Annotated in this window: 1 rRNA gene; it reads left to right on the top strand. The window is 58.5% G+C overall.

Annotated features, from left to right (window positions below):
- Window positions 1–158: 158 nt before the first annotated feature.
- Window positions 159–1680 (top strand): 16S ribosomal RNA (locus tag IMZ11_RS42135).
- The last annotated feature ends 294 nt before the right edge of the window (window positions 1681–1974 follow it).

Below are 1974 nucleotides of genomic sequence, written 5' to 3' on the forward strand. Positions count from 1 at the left end.
GTGATGGTGGTCGCGTCCGTTTCTTGAGAACTCAACAGTGTGCTAAAAGCCAGTGCATGATGCACAACCCCGTCCTATCCTGCGCTTTCGGGTGTGGGGGGATGGATTCCTTTGGTTGACATTCATGTCGAATGTTGGCCAGGAGAACTCGAAAACATTGTTTGGAGAGTTTGATCCTGGCTCAGGACGAACGCTGGCGGCGTGCTTAACACATGCAAGTCGAGCGGAAAGGCCCTTCGGGGTACTCGAGCGGCGAACGGGTGAGTAACACGTGAGTAACCTGCCCCTGACTCTGGGATAAGCCTGGGAAACTGGGTCTAATACCGGATATGACCATTTCGGGCATCCGATGGTGGTGGAAAGTTTTTTCGGTTGGGGATGGACTCGCGGCCTATCAGCTTGTTGGTGGGGTAGTGGCCTACCAAGGCGACGACGGGTAGCCGGCCTGAGAGGGCGACCGGCCACACTGGGACTGAGACACGGCCCAGACTCCTACGGGAGGCAGCAGTGGGGAATATTGCGCAATGGGCGGAAGCCTGACGCAGCGACGCCGCGTGGGGGATGACGGCCTTCGGGTTGTAAACCTCTTTCAGCAGGGACGAAGTTGACGTGTACCTGTAGAAGAAGCGCCGGCTAACTACGTGCCAGCAGCCGCGGTAATACGTAGGGCGCAAGCGTTGTCCGGAATTATTGGGCGTAAAGAGCTCGTAGGTGGCTTGTCGCGTCTGCCGTGAAAGCTTAGGGCTTAACCCTAAGTCTGCGGTGGATACGGGCAGGCTAGAGGCTGGTAGGGGCAAGCGGAATTCCTGGTGTAGCGGTGAAATGCGCAGATATCAGGAGGAACACCGGTGGCGAAGGCGGCTTGCTGGGCCAGTTCTGACGCTGAGGAGCGAAAGCGTGGGGAGCGAACAGGATTAGATACCCTGGTAGTCCACGCTGTAAACGTTGGGCGCTAGGTGTGGGGACCTTCCACGGTTTCCGCGCCGTAGCTAACGCATTAAGCGCCCCGCCTGGGGAGTACGGCCGCAAGGCTAAAACTCAAAGGAATTGACGGGGGCCCGCACAAGCGGCGGAGCATGTTGCTTAATTCGACGCAACGCGAAGAACCTTACCAAGGTTTGACATACACCGGAAAGCTTCAGAGATGGAGCCCTCTTCGGACTGGTGTACAGGTGGTGCATGGCTGTCGTCAGCTCGTGTCGTGAGATGTTGGGTTAAGTCCCGCAACGAGCGCAACCCTTGTTCCATGTTGCCAGCACGCCCTTTGGGGTGGTGGGGACTCATGGGAGACTGCCGGGGTCAACTCGGAGGAAGGTGGGGATGACGTCAAGTCATCATGCCCCTTATGTCTTGGGCTGCAAACATGCTACAATGGCCGGTACAGAGGGTTGCGATGCCGTGAGGTGGAGCGAATCCCTAAAAGCCGGTCTCAGTTCGGATTGGGGTCTGCAACTCGACCCCATGAAGTCGGAGTCGCTAGTAATCGCAGATCAGCAATGCTGCGGTGAATACGTTCCCGGGCCTTGTACACACCGCCCGTCACGTCACGAAAGTCGGCAACACCCGAAGCCCGTGGCCCAACCGGTTTTCCGGGGGGAGCGGTCGAAGGTGGGGCTGGCGATTGGGACGAAGTCGTAACAAGGTAGCCGTACCGGAAGGTGCGGCTGGATCACCTCCTTTCTAAGGAGCATCTGGCTTCAGCTGGTGTTCGGGGTGACTCTTTCGGGGGTTGTCCTGCTGGTTGGAGTCCATGTCGTGTTCATCGGCGAGTGTCCGATGCGCGGCTCGCTCATTAGTGGAGCACTGGTTATTCAGTTGGTTCGGGTTGCCGGGCTGCTAGTACCGCCTGCCAGGCCTCTTCGGGGGTGTTGGTTGGGAGTGGGAACGTGGTTGTCGGGGGCTGGGGCTGGCTGGGCACACTGTTGGGTCCTGAGGGAACGGACGTTGTTCGTTTTTCCTTGGACGGGACCGGTC

Origin of the sequence: Microtetraspora sp. AC03309 (assembly GCF_020826795.1) — a bacterium.
GTDB classification, from domain to species: Bacteria; Actinomycetota; Actinomycetes; order Streptosporangiales; family Streptosporangiaceae; genus Microtetraspora; species Microtetraspora glauca.